Source organism: Streptomyces griseus subsp. griseus (assembly GCF_000720255.1).
Lineage (GTDB): Bacteria > Actinomycetota > Actinomycetes > Streptomycetales > Streptomycetaceae > Streptomyces > Streptomyces griseus_I.
Map to the genome: position 1 here is coordinate 62,614 of NZ_JOJE01000022.1, position 24,125 is coordinate 86,738.

General features: G+C 73.1%; 4 protein-coding genes. All 4 read right to left on the reverse strand.

Annotated features, from left to right (window positions below):
• Window positions 1-106: 106 nt before the first annotated feature.
• Window positions 107-2,644, reverse strand: a complete 2,538-nt coding sequence (locus IG99_RS27250) for a type I polyketide synthase (RefSeq protein ID WP_037678076.1) — start codon at window positions 2,642-2,644, stop codon at window positions 107-109.
• 11 nt (window positions 2,645-2,655) lie between these two features.
• Entirely contained in the window at window positions 2,656-3,792 is a 1,137-nt protein-coding gene (locus IG99_RS27255) for an adenine nucleotide alpha hydrolase family protein (protein ID WP_037678077.1), read from the reverse strand.
• A 46-nt stretch (window positions 3,793-3,838) separates the two neighbouring features.
• Entirely contained in the window at window positions 3,839-7,693 is a 3,855-nt protein-coding gene (locus IG99_RS44300; protein ID WP_051865925.1) for a non-ribosomal peptide synthetase, read from the reverse strand.
• 61 nt (window positions 7,694-7,754) lie between these two features.
• The gene (locus tag IG99_RS27265) at window positions 7,755-22,625 is read right to left on the reverse strand and encodes an SDR family NAD(P)-dependent oxidoreductase (RefSeq protein ID WP_037678078.1); all 14,871 of its coding nucleotides are present in this window, start codon (window positions 22,623-22,625) and stop codon (window positions 7,755-7,757) included.
• Window positions 22,626-24,125 lie beyond the last annotated feature (1,500 nt).

Here is a 24,125-nt window from a genome sequence, read left to right on the forward strand (position 1 = left end):
CCGTCGGGCGTCGGTCAGGCCACCGGCCCCGCCCGCCCGATGACAGCCGCGTCGTCGGAGCGGGCGGTGCCGGTGGCCCGTCGGAGGAGTCGCATGTGCGGCCGTCTCAGGCCCGGGCGCGGCGCATGGCGGCGCGGCGCGAGGTGCGGCCGTCGTCCTGCCGCGGCGGGGACTTCTCGACCAGGCCGAGGACGACGGCCAGGTTCTCGACGAAGGAGCGGATCGTGGGGTGCTCGATGAACGCGGACGCCTCCACCTGCTCGCCCAGGGCGTCGCCGAGGCGGGCGGTGATGTCGATCAGGATGAGTGAGTCGAGGCCCATGTCGAACAGATTGCGGTCGTCCTCCGGGAGCCGGTCGCCCTCCGCACCCAGGACCCTGGCGATCTCGTGCTGCACGAACTCGGTGAGGACGTCGACGCGTTCGTACCCGACTGCCCCGCCGAGCCGCTCGGTCAGGGTGTCGGGCCGCTGTGTGCGCTGCTGAGTGCGGTGTTCCGGCTCGACCCAGTGTCGCTTGTGCTCGAACGGGTAGTGCGGCAGCGGGACGCGGCAGCGCTGCTCGCCGCCGTAGAACGCGTCCCAGTCGACGTCGGCTCCCGCGGTCCAGACCGTCGCCAGGTCGCGTGCGGTGCGGTGCAGGCCGGGCGGAGCGGTGCCGTCGGGCTGCAGGCGCAGCAGCAGGGCGTTCGCGGGGGCGTCGGCGGGTGTCTGCGCGACGCCGGTCCAGGTGGCCGGGTCCGTGTCGAGCAGGCGCAGTGCCTCCGCGACGGTGAGCGCACCGGCCAGGCAGGCGCCGACGAGCCGGGCGACCGGGCCGCCGGTCACCGCGGCGGGCCGCAGACCCCACGCGCTGAACAGGCGGGCGGCGGCCAGCTGGGCGACCAGGGCCGCCGTCGCGTCGTCGGAGCCCAGCAGCGCTTCGGGGTCCGTGTCGGTCACCGCCCGGAGTTCCGCGCGGTAGGCGGGCAGCGCGCGCAGCAGTGCCACGGCGTGGGCGCCGCCGTCACCGAGCCGGTCGGCCACGGCGTGGACCACGTCGGGGCGGTCGTCCGCGGCCTCTGCGGTGATCAGCTGCTCGCGGTCGGCGAGGGCGAGGGCGAGGGCTGCTTCGCGCAGGTCGGAGCAGACCACGGCGCACCGGTGACGATGGGCACGGCGGCCGACACCGAGGGTCTTGGCCACGTCGGCGGGGGAGAGGTCCGGATGCTTGCGCAGGTGCCGGGCAAGGCCGGCCATGGCCCGCTCCAGGGCCTGCGGCGAGCGGGCCGAGAGCACCAGCAACTCGGCCGGGCGGGGCCGGGACGGCGCCGGGCGGGCCGGCGGCTCCTCCAGGACGACGTGCGCGTTGGTGCCGCCGATCCCGAAGGAACTGACACCGGCGCGGCGCGGCACGCCGCGGGCGGTCGGCCAGTCGGTGAGTTCGGTGGCGACGTGGAACGGGCCGGCGCCGAAGTCGATCTCCGGGTTGGGCGACTCGAAGTTCAGGCTGGGGACCAGCTCGGCATGGCGCAGCATCAGCGACGTCTTGATCAGGCCCGCCATACCCGCGGCGGCGTCGAGATGGCCGATGTTGGTCTTCACCGAGCCGATCGCGCAGCGACCGACCGCCTCTGTGCCTTCGGTGCCCTCGGTGAACGCGGCGTTGAGCGCGGCCACCTCGATGGGGTCGCCGAGGGGTGTGCCCGTGCCGTGTGCCTCGACGTATCCGATGGTGTGCGGCGGGCAGTCGGCGATCTGCTGGGCGTCACGGATGACGGCCGCCTGGCCCTCCACGGTCGGAGCGGTGTAACCGGCCTTCGCCGCACCGTCGTTGTTGACGGCGGTGCCCTTGATGATCGCGTGGATGAAGTCGCCGTCGGTGACGGCGTTGCTCAGCCGCTTGAGGACCACCGCGCCGACGCCGTCCCCGACGATGGTGCCCTGCGCCTTGGCGTCGAAGGCGCGGCAGTGCCCGTCCGGGGAGAGGATCATGCCTTCCTGGTAGCGGTAACCCTGCCGCTGCGGCACCTTGATGTGCACCGCGCCGGCCAGTGCCATGTCGCAGTCGCCGCTGATCAGGCTGAGGCAGGCGGTGTGCACGGCGACCAGTGACGTGGAGCACGCGGTGTTGATGCTGAGGCTGGGCCCCCGCAGGTCCAGCTTGTAGGACACCCGGGTGGCCAGGAAGTCCTTGTCGTTGGCGAGCATCAGCCGGTAGTCGTCGAGGGCGGAGGCGTCGCGGTAGCGGTCGTGCAGGTTGTGCAGCAGGTACGTGTTCATGCCCGCGCCCGCGTACACGCCGATGGCGCCGTCGTAGGCGCCGGGGTCGTATCCGGCGTCCTCCAGCGCTTCCAGGGCGCATTCGAGGAACTGCCGGTGCTGTGGGTCGAGTATCTCCGCCTCGTCGCCGGTGACCCGGAAGAGGTCGGCATCGAACTGGTCGACGTCTGGCAGCAGTTGGGCCGCCTTGACATAACTCGGGTCGTCGAGGGACCGCGCGTCCACGCCCGCGGCGAGCAGTTCCTCGTCGGACAGGAAGGTCGTCGACTCCACGCCCTCCCTCAAATTGCGCCAGTAGGCCTCCACGGAGGGCGCACCCGGCAGGCGGCATGCCATGCCGACGATGGCGATGTCGGATTCACTGATCTCGTCGTGCTGATCCATCTCTGCCTCCTTCAGGCGAGCTTGATGCCCATACGGGTGGCCGTCGCGCGCATGTCGAGAAAGCTGCGGGCCACGAAGCGGGCCGCATTGTCGTCCCCGTGGAGTTCCTTGAAGATCTCGACCAGCTCCGGCTCGTGTCGCTGCGGGTCGGTATCGCCCCGGGCGAGGTCGAGGATGATGTCCTTCAGCCGCTGCTCGATATCCGGCAGGTTCGCCGCGCGCGGGAACTTGATGCTGTAGGTGGAGCGGTCGTAGTTCTTGTTCTTCTTCACCGCGCGCAGGTGACTGGAGGCGTTCAGCTTGTAGAACATGCAGCCCCAGTTGGTGAACGAGTAGTAGTTCAGCAGGGGATACAGGGTGCAGTGGGTCTCCAGCGGCGAGGACTGGTAGAGGCCCTTCTCCTTCAACTCCCGCACCATTGCATCGGGGTCGTAGTCGTAGCGCATCGCGATGAACGGGAAGACGACCTTGGGCAGTTCCTCGTCGGTGGCGAACAGCACGTTCTCCAGTTCGTCCCCGAAGAGCCGGCCGGTCAGCTCGGTGCCGAAGGTTTGGTAGAAGCCGCGGACGATCTCCCGGACGTTGGACTCCATGGTGAGGATCTGTTGCGGGTCCGCGCACAGGGCGATGTACGGGATCTTGTGGCGGACCGCGTGGAGGATGGCCCGGATGACGAAGAACGTGCGGCAGGACACGCACGGCAGTTTCTCGTCGAGATACTTTCCGGGCTTCTGCGGCGCGGGCCGGTTGAAGACGTCACGCATCATCGTCGTGATGCCGGCCTCGTCCGAGTCCAGCACGAAGTGCGCCGGGATCTTCTCCTTCGCCAGTTCGATGTTGTCGGCGGCGTGCTCGCTCTCGAAGGGGATGTCGAAGGTATAGGCGAGGACGCGCTTGCCGTATTCGTTGACGAACTTGTCCAGCATGTACGTGCTGTCCTTGCCGCCGCTGTACATGAACAGGCAGTCGAACTCGCCGTGGAGGTTGGGGCCCGCGGCGGTGAACTCCTCGAAGACCCGGTTGGTGTAGGTGAAGTTCTCCAACAGTTCGTCGGCCACTTCGAGGTTGCACAGGTTGCAGGTCTGGTTCTCGTCCAGGGTGATGCCGGGGTGGCCCTCTTTCAGAGAGCACACGGCGCAGTGGGCCATGAATCCTGTCCTTGAGAGTTGCTGGTACGCCAGATGGCGTCTGTCGTCAGGTGGCGGTGGGGCCCGTGCCCCTCGGGGTGCGTCTGCCGCGCAGCCGTTCCAACGACTCGCGCCGGGGCCGCGTGGGCCGGGCCGCGCCGGCCGGCCGTTCGCCGCGCCGCAGCGCGGTGAGGTGGCGGGCCATCTCGCCGACGGTGGGATAGCGGAACACGTCGACGCGGGTGACCGACGGATCCAGCGTGTCCCGCAGTTCCTTGACCACGTGCATCAGCAACAGCGAATTGCCGCCGAGGTCGAAGAAGTTGTCGCGCGGGCCGACCAGGGGCACACCGAGCGCCCGGCGCCAGACGTCGGCGACAGCCCGCTCGGTGTCGGTGGTGAGCCCGGCCGGGCGGTCCGGCCCGGGCTGAGCCGGGGCGGGCAGGGCCTTGCGGTCGACCTTGCCGTTGGGGGTGAGCGGCACCTCGTCCAGAACGATCACGACGGCGGGCACCATGTAGCCCGGCAACACGCCGCGCAACGCTTCGCGCAGTGCCGCGGTGTCCAGTTCGGTGCCGGGCTCGGCCACCACATAGGCGACGAGCCGGCGATCGCCGGGGCTGTCCTCGCGGACCACGGCGACCGCCTCCCGGACGCCCCGCCGGGCCCGCAGGTGGTGCTCGATCTCGCCCAGCTCTATGCGGTAGCCGTGCAGCTTGACCTGGCTGTCGACGCGGTTGAGGTACTCCAGCCGGCCGTCGGGCAGATGGCGGACGAGGTCGCCGGTCCGGTACATCAGCGCGCCGCCGGGCGTGGTGGTTCGCCAGGGATCCTCGACGAACCGCTCGGCGGTGAGCTCGGGCCGCCCGAGGTATCCGTCGGCCACGCCGTCCCCGCCGATGTACAGCTCACCCGGTGTCCCCGGGGGGACGGGTTCGCCGAACCGGTCCAGCACATAGCAGCGGGTGTTCGCCAGGGGACGCCCGATCGTCACCCGGTCACCGCGTTCGACACGGCAGACGGTCGACCAGATGGTGGTCTCGGTGGGACCGTACAGATTCCACAGTTCCCCGGACCTGGCCAGGAGTTCCTCGGCCAGGTCCGACGGCAGCGCCTCACCGCCGCACAGCGCCTTCAGGCCCGTACCCCCCGTCCAGCCCGCGGTGAGCAGCATGCGCCAGGTTGCGGGCGTGGCCTGCATCATGGTGGGCCGCGTCCGCTCCAGCAGGGCCCGCAGCGCGAAGCCGTCCGCCGCGGTCTCGGCCGGCGCGATCTCGACCCGCGCACCGGTGATCAGCGGCAGGTACAGCTCCAGTCCCGCGATGTCGAAGCACACGGTGGTCACGGCCAGCAGCCGGTCGTGCTCGGCGCATCCGAACTGCCGGGCCATGGCGCACAGGAAGTTCGTCAGCGCGCGGTGCCCGATCCGCACGCCCTTGGGGCGCCCGGTGGAGCCGGAGGTGTAGATGACGTACGCCGGGTCGTCGGCACTGACCGGGGCGCACCGGCCCGCCGGGCGTTCGCGGTCCTCGTCGAGGAGCAGCAGGCCGGCGTGCACGCCGCTCAGCGTGGGCCGCAGCGCGGACTCGGTGACCACCAGCCGCAGCCGCGCGTCGTCGGCCATGGCGGCGATGCGCTCCGGCGGGTAGACGGGGTCCAGCGGGACGTAGGCGGCCCCCGACTTCAGCACGGCCAGCAGGCCGACCAGCAGCTCCGGGGAGCGTCGCAGGGCCACGCCGACCAGCTCACCGGGGCGGGCGCCGCGTGCGGCGAGTTCGGCCGCGAGGCGGTCGGACCGCTCGTCCAGTTCCCGATAGGTGAGCGTCCGTTCCCCGCAGGCCACGGCGACGGCGTCGGGGCTGCGCCGGGCCTGGCGGGTGAAGAGCTCGTGCACGCAGAGGTGGGAGGGGTAGTCGGTGGTGGTGTCGTTCCACTCCACCAGCACGCGTTCGCGTTCGTCCGGTGTCAGCGCCGCCACCTCGGTCACCGGTCGGTGGGGGTCGGCCGTCACGACGTCGAGGAAGGCGGCGAACCGGTCGGCTGCCGCCGGGTCGGGGTCCGCCCAGTCGACCCACGATCCGTCCTCGGCGATCCGCACGAGCCGGGTCGCTGCGACGCCGGTCTCCGGGTCGGGGGACGCGGTCCCGTCCGGAGCGGGGCCGGTGTGCAGTTCGATGCGGACCGGCCATCGCGCCGTCCGCGGATCCCGACCGGGGACGCCCATCGTCTCGTCGCTCCGGAGGAGGGCCCGCACCTCGTCGTGAACCTGTGCGAAGGGCCGGCCGTCGGCAATGTGCGGCAGGGGGAACGGAACGTGGGTCGCCACCGCCGGGTGGGGCGGGCAGGCCGCCAGGTGCCGCCAGCGCAGGGCGACGCCCGTGTCCTCCTCCTCGGTGCCGCGGGAGACGAAGGCCAGGACGGCGGCGAGCAGCAGTTCCGGATCGGCCGTGTGCCTGGTGTCGAGCCGGACTTCGTGGGCCGGCCCTGTGCGGTCCACTCGCGGGCGGCTCAAGCGGGCCGTCCGCTCGGACCAGTGCCGCTCCGCGTCGGGACGGCCTGCCGCCCGGCGCCGGGCCAGCGCGCCGGAGACCGGGCCGGACTCGGTGAACAGATCCTCGGTCGGCAGGTCGGGTGCGTCGATCAGAGCCCTGAGCAGCGCCGCCGTGTCCTGCAGTACCTGCCGGGCGACCGCGTCCGGCAGCTGCCGGCGGTCGTAACCGAGTTTGAGCAGCAGGCGCTCGCCCTGGTAAGCGCTGAGGGTGAGCGGATAGTTGCTGCGTTCCTCCAGGTGGAAGTCGCGGTCCCGCCAGGCTCCGCCCTGCTGCCGCAACTCGTCCTGCACGGTCCGGCTTTCGAAGACGACGACGCTGTCGAACAGCGCGGAGCTGTCCGGTACAGCGCTGAGCCGGTGGACGCGGGGCAGCTCGATGTGCTCGCCCCGGCGCAGGGCGAGATACCCCTCGCGCAGGGCACGCACCAGGTCCGCTCCGGTGGCCGAAGCGTCCAGAGCCACGCGCAGCGGCAGGGTGTTGATCAGCAGCCCGACCATGTCGCGGCCCTCGGGCGCGAACGACCTGCGGGACTTGGTGACGCCGAAGACCACTTCGCTCCGGCCGCTGTAGCTGCCGAGCAGCAGGGCCCACGCCGCCTGGACGAGGTTGTTGAGGGTGCCGCCACACCGCTCGGCGAGCGCGGCGGCCGCTCTCACCGTGTCCGCGTCCAGTTCCGTCCGGACGGTGTCGAACGCGTCCTCGCCGGGTGCCGGCGTGCGTTCGGCGGTCACCGTCAGCGGCGTGCGGCTGCGGACCCCGTCCAGGTACTCCCGCCAGAACGCCTCGCCCTGCGCGGGGTCCTGCTCGGCGAGCCGGCGCACGTACGCCTCGAACCCGGGCCGCGGCGCCGGCACGGCATCGCGGCCCTCGACCGCGGCGTCGTACAGCTCGAACAGCTCGGTCAGCAGCAGCGCGTAGGAGCGGCCGTCCATCAGCGCGTGGTGCGACGTCCACAGCAGCCGGTACTCGGCCTGGTCGGTGCGCAGCAGGGCGAAGCGTGTCGGCGGTTCCTCGGTGAAGGCGAAGGGGCGCCGGGCGTCCTCCCGCAGTAAACGGCGCAGGCGGCCGCCGGAGTCCGCGTCGCCGCGCCAGTCGTCGAGGGTCAGACGGGCCCGGCCGTGCGGGTGGATCACCTGGCGGGGAGCGGACGGGTCGTCCAGGACGAAGGTGGTACGCAGCACCGGATGCCGGGCCACCAGGTCGTCGAGCGCCTGCCGCAGCACGGCCGCGTCGACGGCATGGCGCAGGGTGACGATCTTCTGTTGCACGTACACGCCGTCGTCCGGGGCGCTGAGGCTGTGCAGCAGCATCCCGTGCTGGAGCGCGGTGAGCGGAAACTCCTGCGGCTGTGCCGCCTGATACCCCGTCATGACCGGCGGCTCCCTTCGTTCGTGTCCCGGGGCCGGTACCGGCCGCTGAACGGCTCGGTGGTCATCGTCCGCCTCCTTCGGACTCCCCGTGTCGGGAGAGCAGTTCGGCCAGCAGTTCATCGACGGCTGCGTCGGACAGGGCCGCGACCAGGCGCTCCGCGTCGTCGGCCGGGGCGGGTTGCTGCTCTGCGGGATCGGGGGCGGGTTCGCTGGCAGGGGCAGGGGCAGGGGCAGGGGCAGGGGCAGGGGCAGAGGCAGAGGCAGAGGCAGAGGCAGGGGCGGGGACGGGTTCGCTGGTGGGCGTGGCAGGCCGGGTACGGAAGTGCCCGGCCAGTTGCCGGATGGTGATCCGCTCGAACAGGAGCGTCGCCGGCTGCGGTCCGTACACCGACTCCAGGGCCCGGGTCAGCTCCAGGACGACCAGCGAGTCCACGCCGTAGTTCTCGAAGGTGAGGTCGGGATCGAGTTGGTCGGGGGTCATCTCCAGGACCCGGGCGAAGACTGCCGTCACCTGGTGAAGCACGTCGTCCGCGGACACCGCGGAGTCGGGGGCCACGTCATGAGCCGACGCGGGAACCGGGGCCCGGCCCGAGTTCGGAACCCGGTCCGGGGCCGGAACCGGGACCCGCCCGGCCGCCGGACCCTTGGGCCGTGCAGACCCGGCGAGGGGCACCACGCCGTCGCTGACGGCGGCGATGACGCTCTGGAAGGCCGCTCCGGCCCGAGTCGTCGGCGCGGCGGCGCTGATGTCCGTGAAGCCGCACGTCGCCAGGACGTCCCGCCACTGCCGCTCACTCGCCAGCGGGGAACGGGGCAAGCGCTGCTCGGGGTCGGCGAACAGCCACCAGCCGGCCGTCAGGCCGAAGATCAGCGCCAGCCGGTGTTGGACCCGGGTGCCCTCCACGAGCAGCAGTGCCCCGCCCCGCCGCAGCAGCCACTTGACCCGGGCCAGCGCGTCGGACAACCGCCGGGTGGCGTGCAGGACGTTGGTGCCGAGCACCACGTCGTGGGCGCCGGGCGTGAGGCCCTGTCCGGCCGGGTCGGCCTCGATGTCCAGCACCTCGAAGCGGGCGAAGGGGTACTGCGCGCCGAACCGGCTCCTGGCCTTGCGGACGAAGGCCTGCGAGATGTCGGTGAAGACGTATTCGACCGAGTCTCCGTAAGGGGCGAGCGCGTCCAGCACGGCCGCCGTCGTACCGCCCGTTCCGGCGCCGACCTCCAGGATCCGCACCACGGTCGCGGGGTCGGCGGCCCGGCGGGCCCGGACCTGCTCGACCACGAGTCGCGCCACCTCGGCGTTGCAGCGGTCGGTGACCGGGTCGCCCCGGTAGACGGCTGCCACGCGCTCGGCGGAGCCGTCGGGGAAGAGGACCTCCATGGCGGGGCGGCGGCCGGTGAGCACGTCGGGAAGCGCGGTCAAGCAGTCACCCAGGAGCGTGACGACCGGCGCGAGGCCGGGATGACGTTGCGCCAACTCATCCAAGTGGGAGAGGAGTTCGGCCTCGGACTCGACCGTACGGCCCGTCGGGCGGACGCGGCCGCCGTCCGTGGCCGTCAGCCGGCCCGCCTCCATGAGAATGTCGAGCTGGGCCTGGAACAGCGAGGCGTGCTCGGGCACCACGCACAGCCGGGCGGCGAGTTCCTCCCGGGAGGCCTCGCCCGCGCCGAACAGGCCTGCCCGGTGCAGCACCGACGCCAACAGGGCCTCCGCCAGTCGCTCCACCTCGGCGGCCGCGCGCTGGTGCGCGACCAACTCGTGGTCGGGGGCGGGCGGGTCCGGGAAGCAGACCTCGGGCACCGGGCCGGACACGTCACCGGGGAGCACCCTCAGGGCGCGACCCGGGTCGATGCCGAGGTTGTCCAGGACGGGTCGGTCGGCGTCCAGGGTGAACACCTGGGGCAGCCCGGCGGCGAGGGTCCGCTCGACGACGGTCATGCCCTGCTCGGCGGTCAGCGCGCGGATGCCCGCGGTCTCGAAACGCCGCAGCACCCGCTCGCGCTCCGGGTCACCGCCCGCGTGCCAGTAGCCGAGGTTGAGCACCCGTACCGGGAAGGGCAGGGCGCGGGCGGCGTGCAGGGCGTAGGTGTCGGCGAAGGCGCAGCCGGCCGCGTAGCCCGCCTGGCCGTGGTTGCCCTCGAAGACCACGCCGGAGGAGTAGAAGAGCGCGAAGTCCAGCGGCACGTCGCGCACGGCGTGCAGCAGGCTCCAGGCGGAGTCGGTCTTGGACTCCAGCGCGGCCCGCAGATCCGCCTCAGGCAGCTCCCGCAGCACCTTGCTGACCAGCACCATCGCGGCGTTGATCACTCCGTGCAGGGCGCCGAACTCGCGCTCGGCGAGCCGGACGGCCTCGGTGAGCGCGGCCGGATCGGTGGCGTCCAGGACGAGGTGGCGTACCTCGGCGCCCGCCTTCTCGAGTTCCGAGATCGTCTGCCGCCGGGCCTCGTCGAGCGGGGAGCGGCCGACCACGACCAGTTTCGCCCCGTAGGCGCGTGCCAGGTGCCGGCAGGTGTCCCGGCCGACCGCGCCGAGGCCGCCGACGACCAGGTAGACGCCACCCCTGCGGAACGGGGGCGCGGCGGCGGGCAGTTCTACCTGCTCCAGGGTGCGCACACGACGGACGCCGGACCGCAGCGACACCGGCACCGGCCGGGCCGGGAACGGCTCCGCCACGATCGCGGCGGCGGCCCGGTCGGCCTCCGTCGAACGCACGTCGACCAGCGCCACGCGCAGAGTGGAGTACTCCTTGGCCGCGACGGCCGCGAGGCCCGCGAGCCCGGCCGCCCACGGGGAGGAGTCGTCGCCGGCCTCCAGCGGGTGGACATCCGTGGTGACGACTTTCAGGCGCAGGTCGCGCTTGAGCGCGCCGTGCCGGTCCAGGGCCCGCACCAGGCGGTACAGGGCGACGGGGCCCCGGTCGGTCAGAGCACGCAGATCGCCGCGGTCCAGTGGCTCGGGCCTCGGCGCCGTACCCAGGAAGTAGACGAGGTCGGGCGTGTCGGATCCGGCAAGGGCGCGGTCGAGTTCGGCGTCAAAGACGTCTGGCGGAGCGATCCGCAGCAGCCGTACGTCCGCGTCGTGGTGGGCGCGGGCGATACCGGTGGCGGGCTCGGCGTCCAGCCGTTCCCCGACCAGGAGCACCCGGCGGGCGGCTCCGGCCCGGCCCTCGGCGGGCCGGGCGGCCCACACCGGACGGTGTACGACCACGGCGGAGGGCTTGGCCTCCCGGTAGGCAAGTCCCTCGAACCGCACCCGTGCCGCGCCGGCGTCGTCGCAGAGCAGCACCTCGTAGCGGTCGGTCCCGGTCCGGCGGACGTACGACCAGCCGGTCGCCGGGACCGGCCCGAAGACGTCGACCCGGTCGGCCGCGAACGGCAGCATCGGCCGGGCGTGTTCATGACGGCGGCGGAAGAGCAGGGCGGCGACGGTGTGCAGGGCGGCGTCCAGGACACCCGGGTGCAGGGCGTGCGCCCGGTCCCTGCGCGAAACCTCGCCGATCCGGCCGAGCACCTCGTCCTCGCCGGTCCACACCTGCCGTACCCGTCGGAAGTACGGCCCGTACGGCAGCCCCTGACCGGCCAGCGCCCGGTAGAAGGCGTCCTCGTCGGGACCCTCGTCCAGGCGGGCGCGCAGCGCGGCCACGTCGAGGGGAGCGGGCGCGGCGGGGGCGTTCGCGAGGTTTCCGCAGGAGCGTACGGCCTCATCGGCGCCGCGGACTTCGTACCGGTCACCCTCGAAGGCCACGGCGACAGGTTCCTCGTCCCCGCTCACGGACAGCGGGACGACCCAGCGGACGTCCGTGCAGGCTCGTCCGGTCAGCCCGCCGCACGCCTCGGCGACGAGGTCCAGGTGCCCGACGCCCGGGAGGATCGGCCGCCCGTCCACGACGTGGTCGCGCAGCATCGGCTCGTGCGCGGTGAGCCCCCGCCGCCACAAACGGGGGGTCGCTCCCTGCACGGGTGCCGGCGTGGTGTCCAGCCAGTGCCGGACCCGCTCGAACGGGTACGTCGGCAGCGGCACCCGGCGGCGTCCGGCGGGGCGCAGGCGGTCGAGCAGGTCCCAGTCGACGGTGACGCCGGAGACCCACAGCCGACCGAGGAGGTCGTCGGCGCCTGCGGCGATCTGGGCGGCCAGGAAGTCCTCGGCGCCAGGCCCCTCGGTCAGCAGGCCGGCCAGCGGCGGGTGTTGCTCGACGTGGCCCCGGTGCAGCCACTGGCCGCCCTCACCGCGTCCGACGGCGGCGAGCTTGCCGGCCGCGTCCGCGAGGTCGGCGGCGACGAACGCCAGCCGCTCGGCGAGGGGTTCGCGACCCACGCGCAGGGTGTGGGCGACATCCGTGAGGCGCAGGCCGGCCGGGGCGGCGGCCAGGGCACGTCCGAGGTCGGCCGCGTACACGCGCAGCCGGTCCTCGTCCCGGCCGGAGAGGACGATCAGCTCCGGGGCCTGTGACCCGGCGGACGGGGGCTCGGCCTCCAGGTATTCCTCCACGATGACGTGCGCGTTGGTGCCGCCCGCGCCGAAGGAACTGACGGCGGCACGGCGCGGCAGTGGGCGGCCGTGGGCGTCGTACGTGCGGGGCCAGGGCGCCGTCTCCCGCTGCACGGTGAACGGTGAACGGTCGAAGTCGATGACCGGGTTGAGTTCCTCGGCGTGCAGCGTGGGTACCAGGGTGCCGTGCCGCAGTTGGAGGACGGCCTTGGTGAGCCCGGCGATACCGGCGGCGCCCTCCAGGTGGCCGATGGCGGACTTCACCGAGCCGAGTGCGCAGAACCCGGTGTCATCGGTGTCCTTCGCGAAGGCCTGCGCCAGCGCGGTGTGCTCGATCGGGTCGCCCAGGGCGGTCCCGGTGCCGTGCGCCTCGACGCAGCCGATGGTGCGGGCGTCGATGCCCGCGGCGTCCAGCGCCTGTTCCACCAGCGCCTGTTGGGCCTGCGGATTGGGCACCGTGTAACCGCTCGTACGACCGCCGTGGTTGACCGCACTCGCGCGGATCACGGCGTGCACGGTGTCGCCGTCGCGGACGGCGTCCGACAGCCGCTTGAGCACCACCGCGCCGACGCCCTCGCCGGGCACATAGCCGCTGCCGCCCGCCCCGAAGGCCCGGCAGCGGCCGTCGGCGGACAGCATCGACTTGCGGCTGAGGTGCACGTACTTGTCGGGGTGGACGGCGACGTTCACACCGCCCGCCACGGCGTACGCGCACTCACCGCGGCGGATGCTCTCGCATGCCTGGTGCAGGGCCACCAGGGAAGCGGAACAGGCGGTGTCCACCACCACGCTCGGGCCGCGGAAGTCACCGAAGTACGAGACCTGGTTGGCGATGGAGGAGCGGTTGGCCAGTACCACCTGGTGGTTGCCCCGCGCGGATTCCGTGGCTCCGAGGATCGCGTAGTCGTCCCACATGACGCCGACGAAGACACCGGCGTCGTGGCCCTGGCCACCGAACCGGGGCGCGGGGATGCTTGACGGCGGGTAGCCGGCGTTCTCCAGAGCCGACCAGGCCGTCTGGAGGAAGAGCCGCTCCTGCGGGTCCATCGCGCGGGCCTGCTTGGGCGCTGTCTGGAAGAACAGCGAGTCGAAGGAGTCCACGTCCGACAGGAAGCCGCCCCAGCGGCTGTAGCTGCGGCCCGGTGCCGCCGGGTCCGCGTCGAACAGGGCGTCGGCGTCCCAGCGGTCGGCGGGCACCTCGGTCACGCAGTCGCGGCCCTCGGCGAGGTTGCGCCAGAACTCCTCCAGGGTGTCGGCCTGGGGGTAGCGACCGCTGATCCCGATGACGGCGATGGGCTCGTCGGCGGCGGGACGGGCGGGCGGCGTGTGCGGGGCCGGGGTGGGCGCGGGGCCCGGCTCCGGCCTCTGCTGCGGAACAGGCCCCGGCTCGGGCTGCGGTTCGGACGGGGGCTCGGACCGCGCTTCCGGCCGGGGCTCCTCCGGGAAGAGGCGGGCCACCGCGTCGGCGTGTTCGGCGAGGACGTGGTCGGCCAGGTCGTCCACGGTCCGGTACTCGAAGAACACCGTGCCGCGCAGGCCCGGAAAGTCCTTGCCGAGCAGCGAGTTGGACTCCATGACCAGGACGGAGTCCAGGCCGTAGCCGTCCAGCGGGACACGGCTGTCAAGGCGTCCCACGGGCAGCTTGAGCACGCCCGCGAGGATGCCCCGCAGATGCTCCACCAGCCGGTCCCGGCGGGCGGAGACGGCGGGTGCCTCAGTAGGGGCAGGGGTAGGGGTAGGGGTAGGGGTAGGCGCGGGGGCCAGGGGAGTGGCGGGCGCGTCCGTAAGGGCCGCGTCGACGACCGCAGGGTCACCCCAGGCGGGGACGAGCCAGGAGGCGCCGGGGGCGAAGGAACGCGTGAAGAGGTCCAGCCCCTGGTCGGCGGTCAGCGCCCGCATCCCGCTGCGGCGGGTGTACGCGGCCAGTTCCTCCTCCCGGACCAGCCCGTCGACCCCGCCGACCGCCCAGAGCGGCCAAGCCAGCGAGAGACTGCGGCCGCGCCGCTCGCCCCGCTGCACCCGGGTGTCCCTGAGCACCGTGAAGAGATCGGCGAAGCGGTTGGCGGTGGCGTAGCCGGCCGCGCCGAAGTCGCCGATGAAGGAGGCGACGGAGGAGAACACCACGAAGAGGTCGAGGGTGTCCTCGCCGGTCAGCCGGTCCAGGTTGACCAGGCCGTGCGTCTTGGCGGCGAGCAGCCGGGCGAACCGCTCATGGTCCCCTACCGCCCGGCCCCCGTCGGCGACACCCGCCAGGTGGAACACGCCGTGCAGCGCGCCGAACCGGACCCGGGCGGCGGACAGGGCCGCGTCGAGCTCGTCGGCGCGGGCCACGTCGGCGCGCAGGGCGAGCACTTCGGCGCCCAGGCCGGTGAGCCGGCGGTGCCACGCGCGGGCGCCCTCGTCGGGCTCGGAGCGGCTGATCAGCACCAGCTTGGCGGAGTGGGTGCGGGCCAGGTGCTCGGTGAGCACACGACCGAGGGCGCCGGTGCCGCCGGTGACGACATAGGCGCCGCCCCGGCGCAGGGGCGGTTCGGCCGGGGCCGCCATCGCCGCCTCGGTGAGCGGGCGCAGCGACCGCACCTCCCGCTTCCCGGAGGCGGTGCGGCGGACCTCAAGACCGGCGGCGCGGGGCGCGGCGCGCAGCTCGGCCGCCACGGCCCGCGCGACCTCCGCGACCGGGGCCGCGACGTCGACACCCAGGGTGAACAGTTCGAGGCGGGGCGCGGTCGGCGCAGTGGAGCGGGCGAACCCGGCCAGGGCCGCCCACTGGGGCCGGTCCGTGCCGTCGTCCTGCGGATGGACCACCAGGCACCGGACGCGGCCCGACACAGTTCCGGAACGGACCGCTTCCAGCACGTCCAGCACGGGGAGGCCGGCGCGGTCGAGGAGGCCGGCCGGTGAGGTGCCGCCCGCCGTGGTGTCGGTGAGTCCGGCGACAGCGGCGAGGTCGAGTCCGTCGTCCCCGGCAAGGGAGGCGAGGGCTCCGGTGTCCTCGCCGACGGTGACGACGCGTGACCACACACCGGTCGCGACCAGCTCGGCCTCCAGTTCCGGGTGACGACCGAGCAGGGCGAGAGTCCTGGCGGCGCTGCCCGGCTCCGGGTCGGCGACGGGCCGCCAGTACGGCTCGTAGAGGCGTGCTTCGCCGCGGGCGGGCGTCGGTTCGGACGGTGCGGTTGCCGCAGTCGTCCGAAGCGGCGACGCGCTCGACGCCGTCAACGCGCTCGACGCCGTCAACGCGCTCGACGCCGACGGCGTACGCCCGGCGAAGTCCCGCACCGTGGCCAGTACGCGGCCCTCGTCGTCGTACACGGTCAGCTCGAAGCGGCGCACGCCCGCCGATTCGCCGGTCAGTCGGGCGTGTGCGTGGCAGACGCCGGGCAGCGGGGCGAAGACGTCCAGGGCACCGAGGCTGAAGGGGACAGCGAGCTCACCGGGGCGCGGTGCGGCGGACCGGCCGGTCCAGTGGCAGGCCCGCAGGGCGCCGTCGAGGAGCGCCGGCGGCAGCTCGACACCGATTGTGCCGGTTGTGACCGTTGCCGACTCGGCGCTCAGCCGGACCAGCGCCTCGGTGGTGCCGACCCGGATCTCGTCGATGACCTGGAACGAGGGGCCGTAGGCGAATCCGGCGCTCTCGTAGTCGCGGTAGGCGGTGGACCCGTCGCGTACGACGGACAGCCGGGCACGCAGAACGGCGAGGTCCTCGGCCGTCGGCGGGGCAGCGGGGGCCGGGACAGCGGTGCCCCGGGCGTGGGTGGTGCGCGCGGCGCCTGCCCCGCTGTACACCTCGAAGGCCAGGCCGATGCCCTCCGAGCGGAAGGAGACGTACAACTCCAGCTTGCCGTGGCTGAGTTCCACGGCCCGGCCCCACACGACCTCGCGCAGCGCGTGCCCGACGCCCGGCTCGGCGAGCGCGGCGGCGGCGCGGACGAACTCCAGGGTCGCCGCGCCCGCGAGCAGTGGCCGGTCCTCGATCACGTGGTCGCGCAGCAGCGGGTCGTGAGCGCGCAGCGTCTTGCGGAAGCGGAGCTCGGTGACGGTCGACTCGTTGGCGTCGACCAGCGGATGCGGTGCGCCCGTACCCAGGTCGGCGTCGAGCGGGATCCAGTAGCGCTCGGCGGCGAAGGGGTACTGCGGGGCGCGCACCCGGCGCGGGGCGGGCCCGGGCCTGCCGGCGTGCCAGGCGGCCCAGTCCACGTCGGCGCCCCCGAGCCAGCGGCGGGCCATCTCGCTGAGCGGGCCGCCGCCGACGAGCTCGGGGGCGGGCCCGCCCCCGGCGAACCGGCGCAGGGCGGTGCGGAGTTCGGCGCCGTCGGTGACCACCACCGCGAGCCGGGCGTCGAGGGCCTCACGGCCCACCTGACTGGTGAAGCACAGGTCGGTGAGCGGCACCCGTTCGGTCGTCAGGAAGTGCGCGGCCCGGTCGGCGTAGGCCCGCAGACGCTCCTCGTCGCGGGCGGACAACACGAACAGCACGGGCTCTTCCGCGCGCTGCTCACCCGCCGGCACGTCGGTGACCGGTTCGGGACGCGGCGACTCCTGAAGAACCAGGTGCGCGTTGGCACCGCCCGCGCCGAAGGAGCTGAGTCCGGCGCGGCGCGGCCGGTCCGCCTCGGGCCAGGCGGACAGTTCTCGCTGGACGCGGAAGGGGGAGCGGTCGAAGTCGATGTTGGGGTTCAGTTCGGCCGAGTGGAGCGAGGGCACCAGCGTGCGGTGCCGGAACTGGAGCAGAGCCTTCGTCAGTCCGGCGATGCCGGCCGCGGACTCCAGGTGCCCGATGTTGGACTTGACCGAGCCGATGGGCCAGGTTCCGGGGGTGGCGGCCCCGTCCGGGCCGTAGGCATGGGTCAGGCCGGTCAGCTCGATCGGGTCGCCCAGAGCGGTGCCCGTGCCGTGCGCCTCGACGTAGCCGATGTCCCGCGAGGTGACGCCCGCCTGTTCCATCGCGGCGGTGATCGCCGCCTGCTGGGCGCGCGGGTTGGGCACGCTGTAGCCGTTGGTCCTCGCGCCGTGGTTGACCGCGCTGCCCAGGATCACGCCGTGGATGCGGTCGCCGTCCGCCAGTGCCTGCCGGTAGGGCTTGAGCAGGACGGCGCCGACGCCCTCGCCGGGCACATAGCCGTCACCGCCCGCGCCGAAGGCCCGGCAGCGGCCGTCGGAAGACAGGAAGCGGCCCTGGCTGAGGAAGGCGAACTTGTACGGGTGGACGGACACGTTGACGCCACCGGCGATCGCCAGCTCGCTCTCGCCCCGGCGCAGGCTCTCGCACGCCAGGTGGATCGCGGTGAGCGAGGAGGAGCACATGGTGTCCAGCGCCATGCTCGGGCCGGAGAGGTTCAGGGCGTGGCTGACCCGGTTGGCGATGGTGGCGAAGGACGAGCCGGTGAGCGGCCGGCCGCCGCGCAGGGCGTCCAGGGCGCCGTGGAACTGGTACTCGCCGTACATCACGCCGGCGTACACACCGACGGGCCGTCCGGTCAGGTCGCCGCGACGGTAGCCGGCGTCCTCCAGGACGTGCCAGGCGTTCTGCAGGAACAGCCGCTCCTGGGGGTCCATCAGTTCCGCCTGGCGCGGGGAGATACCGAAGAAGAGCGGGTCGAAGCAGTCGACGTCGCGCAGGAATCCGCCCCACCGGGTGTGGGCGAGGCCGGGCGCCGCGGGATCGGGGTCGTACCAGCGGGTGCTGTCCCAGCGGTCGGCGGGTATCTCGGTGACGCAGTCGCTGCCGGCGGCCAGGTTGGCCCAGAACTCCTCGAGGTCGTCGGCTTCCGGGTAACGGCCGGCCAGGCCGATGACGGCGATCGCGCCGTCGTCCACGGCGGACTCGACGGGAGTGGTGTGCCTGGTGCGGCGGGCGGTGCGCTCCGGACGGGACCTGCCGGCCACGGCCACGCTCGCCACGGGTGCTTCGCTCGTGTCACCGCCGATCGGCTCACCCGCGTGGTGCTCGGCGAAGTAGTCGGCGAGTTCGCCCAGACTGGCGTACTCGAAGAACAACGTCTTGGACAGCCCTTCGAAGTGCCGGTCCAGTTCACGGTTGAGCTTGGCGATCATCAGTGAGTCGATGCCGTACCGGTCGAACGGGTCGTCCTCGGCCAGCTCGGCCGCGTCCAGTCCCGTCTCCTCGGCGATCAGTTCGCGCAGCAGCCGCAGGGCCCGTGTGCGGGGGGCGTCGCCCCCGGTGGCATCGACGGCATCGACGGCGGCGGGGTCGGCCGGCCGGGCCCTTCGGGGGGCGGATGCGGCGAGCGCGGCGGTGATCTTGGCGACGTCTCCGTAGGCGGCGACGAACGCGCCGGACCCGCCGAGGGCACGCTCGAACAGGGCGAGCCCGGTCGTGGTGGGCAGGACGCCGAAACCGGTACGGGCGGCGATGTCCGCGGCGGACTCGGCACTCTGACGCATACCGCCGTCGGCCCACATCGGCCACGCGATCGCGGTGATACGGCCATGACGCTCGGCGTAGGCCTCCAGATAGGCGTTGGCGTACGCGTAGTCGGTCTGTCCGGCGCTGCCGATGTGGGCGGCGATGGACGAGAAGGCGACGAAGAAGTCCAGCGGGTCGTCGGCGGTGGCCGCGTCCAGGGCGCGCAGACCGGCCACCTTCGGGGCCAGAACGGCGGCGAAGTCCTCGGCGGACTTGGTCAGGGCGAAGCCGTCGCGCAGCACTCCCGCCGCGTGGACGACACCGCGAACGGAGCCGAACTCCGCGCGTACAGAGGCGAGTTCCGTGGTCACGGCCTCCGGGTCGGACACGTCGACACTGCGGTAGACCAGGCGCTCGTCCAGGTCGGATGGGGGTCGTTGACTGCGGCCCAGCAGCACCACGCGGGTGTCGGCGCGGGAGAGCAGCCACTCGGCGACGGCTCGGCCGAGCCCTCCCGCGCCGCCCGTCACGACGTACACACCGCCGTCGCGGACCCGCACCGGTTCGGCAGCCGGGGCCGGCTGGACCTCGCGCATCCGGCGGCCCTGGTCGGTATGGGCGACCTCAACGTCCCCTCCATGGCAGGCCAGTTCGACGGCGAGCGCGTCGGACTCGGCCACCTCCCCGGCGAGGCCGACGGCCTGGACCTCGAGGAGGGGGTTCTCCGCCCGGACGGTGCGGGCGAAGGCGGCGAGGGCAGTGCGTTCGGGACGGGGACCGTCGGTGTCGTGACGGTGGAGCAGCAGGACGCGGACAGGCGCGGTGGGACGGGCGGCGAGAAGCGTCCGGACGACCTGCAGCGCCTGTTCGGGGCTCGGCTCGTCGACGAGTACGACGTCCGGAGTGGTGCTCCGGTCGAGGTCGCGGGCGACCGTGCCGATGCCCAGGGCGGTGAGGTGACCGGCGAGTTGTTCGCCACGGGCCGGGTCGGCGGCGACGACGGTCGCCGTGGTGCCGACCGGGGCACCGGTGTGCTCGGCGGGCGCGTCGGTCCAGCGGCGGACCAGCAGGGCCGACTCCCCGACCGCACCGCCCGCGGTGCCCTCGCCGAGGACGCGCACGGCGAGGCCGTCCAGTCGGGCCAGCACCTGCCCGTGGGCGTCCACGACGGTCAGGTCGGCGTGGGCGGTCCGCTCACCCAGCCGGCCGGCCGTCACATGGACCCGGCACGGCCCGGTGACGGGGGCGTGCACCGTGAGGTCGTCCAGAGCCAGGGGCAGAAAGCCGTCGGCCGTGTCGCCGTAGGCGCGGGCGAGCAGGACGACCAGGGCGTGCAGGGCGCCGTCCAGGAGAGCGGGGTTGAGCACCGCGCCGTCGAGCGAGGCACCGTCCGGCAGGGCCAGAGTGCCCAGGGCCTCCCCGTCGCCCAGCCGGACCTCGGCGAGGGCGCGCATCCGGGGGCCGTAGTCCAGACCGTGGGCGCGCAGTGCGTCGTAGCAGTCGGCGTGGGCGACCGGCTCGGTGCAGCGGGCGGCGACGGCCGTCAGGTCCACCGGGGCGGGCCGCCCGGCAACTGAGGAGTGGACCTCGCCGGCGGTGACCACCTCCTCGCCGGCGGTGAGTTCGAAGCCGACGGTGTCCCGCTCACGCCACAGCTGGACCAGCGCGGTGCGCGGCCCGGAAGCGTAGGACAACAACTGCTCGAAGGAGACGCCGCTCAGCCGGACCGGTCCGCCGAGCGAGAGTTCGCCCGCCGCTCGGACCAACTCGAGCTGTCCGGCCGCGGGCAGGACCGGCTCGGTGCCGACCCGGTGGTCGGCGAGGTAGAACTCGCCGCCGGTGCGGGAGCTGCGGTAGGCGAGGGTGTCCAGGGTGGAGACGTTCTCGTCCAGCAGGGGGTGCGGGCCGGAGCCGGCGACCTGTCCGGAGAGGGCGGCGATGTCCGGTCCGGTGACCTGTCCTGAGGGGGCGGCGGCGACCCCACCCGCTTCCGGGCCGGTCAGCCAGCAGCGGCGGCCCTCGAAGGGATACGTCGGCAGGGGGACGCGCCCACGCTCCTCGTGCTCGAACCAGGCCGCCCAGTCGATGCCCGCGCCCGCCTGCCAGGCGCGTGCCACCCCGTCCCAGGGGCCGTCGGTCACGCCGAGGGCGACCCCGCGCACTTCGTCGTGGGCGCCGCGTACCGGGATGCGCGAACGACGGGTCGGCCGCGTCTCGCCCTCGCCGGTCAACGCGTCAGTGAGCGGCAGCGCGCCGGTGACGCAGGCGGCGAGCCGGGCCGCGAGCCCGTCACCGTGCACCGCGACCGGCGTGATGCCCCAGTCCATCCAGAGCTTGCCGAGCGCGTACTGCGCGGCGAACGCCTGCCCCCGCTCGTCCAGTCGCCCGGCACCGGCGGCGAGCGCGGCCTCGTAGTGCCCGGTGAAGGCGGGCTCGGCGGCGCCCCACTCCTCGGCCAGCCGCACCGCGTCCGGTACGTCCTCGGCGAAGACGAACGACACCTCACCGGTGCCGGGTCGCTCGGGGACCGGGGCCTCTCGCAGGGCCCGGGCGAGGGCCGCGCCGTCGGGCCCGGTGACGGCGAGGCGGTACTCGTGGGCGCGGCGGCCCACGGCCAGTGTGTAGGCGACATCGGCGAGGGCGACCGGGTCGTCGCCGTCGAGGTGGTCGGCCAGGTTCGCGGCGGCCGTCGCCAGCGCGGTCGCGGTACGGGCGGACACCACCAGTACCTGCGACGGGCGCGAGTCCCCGTCGACCCGGGCGGGCGGAGCCTCCTGAAGGACGGCGTGCGCGTTGGTGCCGCCGATGCCGAAGGAGCTGACGCCCGCGTGCAGCGGACCCTGAGCCGTCCAGGGCACGGTGTCCGTGCTGACCTTGAAGGGGCCGGCCGCGAAGTCGATGGCCGGGTTGGGGGTGCGGTAGTTGACGGTCGGCACGAGCGTCCGGTGCTTCAACATCAGCACCGTCTTGATCACGCCCGCGACACCGGCCGCCGCGTCAAGATGGCCGATGTTGGACTTCACCGAGCCGATGGCGCAGAACCCGGTGTCGTCGGTTGCCTCCTGGAACGCCCTGGTGAGCGCCGAGACCTCGACCGGGTCACCGAGCCGGGTGGCGGTGCCGTGCGCCTCGACATATCCGATGGAGCGCGGGTCGACTCCGGAGACGGTGTGCGCCTCACGGATGACGGCACTCTGCCCGGCAGCGCCGGGTGCGGCGAAGCTGACCTTTTCGGAGCCGTCGTTGTTGGTCGCCGTGCCCTTGATGACCGCGTGGATGGTGTCCCGGTCGTCGATCGCGTCCCGCAGGAGCTTCAGGACCACCACCCCCACGCCGTTGCCGGACACGGTGCCGCTGGCGTCGGCGTCGAAGGTGCGCACGTACCCGTCCTCGGACAGGATCGCGCCCTCCTCGTACAAGTACCCCTTCGCCTGCGGCACCTTGACGGTGACGCCGCCCGCCAGCGCCATGTCGCACTCGCCGTTGATCAATCCCTGACAGGCCAGGTGGATGGCGACGAGGGACGTGGAGCAGGCCGTCTGGACGGCGTAGCTGGGGCCCTTGAGATCGAGCTTGTACGAGAGCCGGGTGGCCAGGTAGTCCTTGTCGTTGCCGACCATCACCGCGAAGTGGCGGGAGGTGGTGGTCTGGTCGACGTTGGGCAGGACATGCTGCTGGAGGTAGGTGTTGACCGCCGCTCCGGCGTAGACGCTGATCAGCCCGTCGTAACGGCCCGGGTCGTAGCCGGCGTGCTCCAGCGCGGCGTGACCGGCCGTCAGCAGGATCCGGTGCTGCGGGTCGGTGACCGCGGCCTCGGCCGGAGTGAACTCGAAGTACCCGGTGTCGAACAGGTCCACGTCCGGGATGGTCCCGTGGGCCGGCACGTACGCCGGGTCGTCCAGCAGCCGAGGGGGCACCCCTGCCTCCGCCAGTTCCTCCCGGCCGAAGCGGGTGATGCCCTCACGGCCCTCTCTCAGCAGACGCCAGAAGGAGTCCAGGTCGTCGGCGCCGGGGAAACGCCCGGCCATGCCGATGATCGCGACATCCGTCTCGGCTGCCTGGACCTCGTGGCTGCTCACTGGCCCGATCTCCCTCTTCCGTGTCGCCCGTCCCGGTGCGGACGGGCGGGCGGTGACTCTGGTACGGCACGGACACTCGGCCCGTACGTGCTGCGGCGGTGACGGTGGTCGGGGGTCAGCCCGGCGGGCGGAGGTGCACAGCCTTGGCCTGCGGCGGCTCACCAGCCGTTCTTCCGGAGGACGGGTCGTCGTCGCGGCGAGCCCGGGAGCTGGCGCCCGGGCGTGGTCGCGCAGTGCGGTGAGGGCCGCGTGGGGCTGCCCGGCGCTCTCCGCGCGCTGCCGTTCGTAGGGGCGGGCCGTCCGCTCGGCGCTGCCCCGGGCGAACAGGCCGGTGCGGTACTCCTGCCGGCCGCAGAAGCCGTTTCCGGTCTCCCGCTTGACGAGGCCGAAGGGGCACCGTGCGGTGCCGGCGCCGGTGCGCACAGGGTGCGCACCCGGCGAGCACCGATCGCCGGGGCCGCCGTGACCCCGGCTGACAGCAGGTTGAACGCTGTCCGGAGCAGCGGGAGCCGCCCGGGTCGGACTCCGGCAGAAGCAGACGCCGCCTCGCAGTTCGGCCGACCGGGGCCGACCCGCCACCGGGGAGCCGATGACCGGCTCGCGCTCGTCGGTGCGGCTGCCGAGCAGCACGGTGAAGGCCGACAGCAGGATCAGGTACGGAGCGACGTCGGCGCCCCCGGCCGAGCGTCCGGAGGTTCATCGCCACGTGCAGGGGAAACCGGAGATCCGCCGACCGCTCGTTGTCGGGCAGGCCGGCGGGGAGCGCGAACGCGAGGCGGGTCCCCGGGTGGGCGGCGCCGTCGCACCCGGCGCCGCCCACGAACCATTCCGTCGGTGCCCGGGGCACCTGCCCCGGGTGGTGGCACACGACGGCGAGCCAGTACCGGCGGCTCCCGAGTCTCAGGCTCAACAGGCAGACGGCATCGGCGAGTCGGTCCTCCCCGAGCCCGCGCAGTCGGTCGGCGACGCCGGAGGTGACGGCGTCGAGCGCCCGGACCGTTCCGGCGGAGAGGACCACCGAATACGCAGGGCCACCCTGCACGGTGGCAGTCGACGACACTGGCAGCACCTCCCGCACCACGGTGGCCCCTTCCACGGTGCGGGCCCACCTCAGATGTGGTTTCAAGAGTCGTCACGGGTGCTTCGGTCGTCACCACCCAACCGAGTAGAGCAGTCAACGTTTCCTCGACGAGGAGCTACTCATTCAGGTGGGTTTAGTCATCGTCCCGTTTGGCTTTCCAGGTGACGCGGTGGGTGTCTGTGACTGTTGTGGCAGGCAGGGTCACATGCCGCGCTCGGGCCCGCCGGAGTCGCCGCGGCCTAGGGGTCGCCGTGCGGTGATCCCGAGCTCATCTCGTACCGCGCCCAGCCGTCTTCGCCGTCTTCGACCAGGATCCTGGAGAGCGTGCCGTCCGCAGCCATGAGAAACAGCGTTTCGCCTCGGTCGGTGCTGGCGATCGGCCACAGTCCGTTGCGGGTAGCGAAGCTCACCCCTGTGAG

What these genes read in the sequence shown, in the direction of transcription:
- IG99_RS27250 (WP_037678076.1), bottom strand. Translation starts at nt 2,644, where the DNA reads ATGGATCAGCACGACGAGATCAGTGAATCCGACATCGCCATCGTCGGC.
- IG99_RS27255 (WP_037678077.1), bottom strand. Translation starts at nt 3,792, where the DNA reads ATGGCCCACTGCGCCGTGTGCTCTCTGAAAGAGGGCCACCCCGGCATC.
- IG99_RS44300 (WP_051865925.1), bottom strand. Translation starts at nt 7,693, where the DNA reads ATGACGGGGTATCAGGCGGCACAGCCGCAGGAGTTTCCGCTCACCGCG.